This window comes from Streptomyces alkaliterrae (genome assembly GCF_007097205.2).
In the GTDB taxonomy this organism is placed as follows: Bacteria; Actinomycetota; Actinomycetes; order Streptomycetales; family Streptomycetaceae; genus Streptomyces; species Streptomyces alkaliterrae.
Map to the genome: position 1 here is coordinate 1 of NZ_VJYK02000701.1, position 489 is coordinate 489.

General features: G+C 73.2%; 1 protein-coding gene. It reads right to left on the reverse strand.

Translation table 11 applies throughout. The annotated features are described in order from the left end of the window. The coding region (locus FNX44_RS27560) for a VOC family protein (RefSeq protein ID WP_500274219.1) at positions 1-240 on the reverse strand (240 nt) is incomplete at its 3' end. Positions 241-489: the final 249 nt, after the last annotated feature.

The window sequence follows — 489 nt, forward strand, 5'->3', positions numbered from 1 at the left end:
GGCGGGGACGAAGTCGGCCTCCGCTCCGAGGTGGACCTCGATGCCGTCGCCTCGGAACCAGCAGCCGCCTCTGGCGGCGAGGACCGGCGGCTTCTCGATCTCCGAGAGGCCGAGGACGCCGGACCAGTAGGCGCGGCAGCGGTCCTCGCTGCCCGTCGGGACGGAGAGCTGGACGTGGTGGAGCGGGCCGATGGTGAACGCGCGGGCGGGTGCGTGGTCGGCGGCGGTCCGTGTGGTCATGGTCGGTCGTCTCCCGGTTCGCGGCTGTCCCCATCGTGGCTGGGGGCGGTGGTCGCACGCCAGTGGATTGCGAGAGGTGTCACAGGTGTGTGAACACCCGCCGGTGAACCGCGGGTTGCCCTCGCCAGGTGGTCGTGGGGGCTGGTGGCCGGCGGGGAGGATCGACGAAAGTCGCGGGCGGCGCGTTCGCGGACGGCTGGGGCCGTGACCGGCGGATCGTCGGGTTCGGCGGTGGTCGCTGAGCGGGGT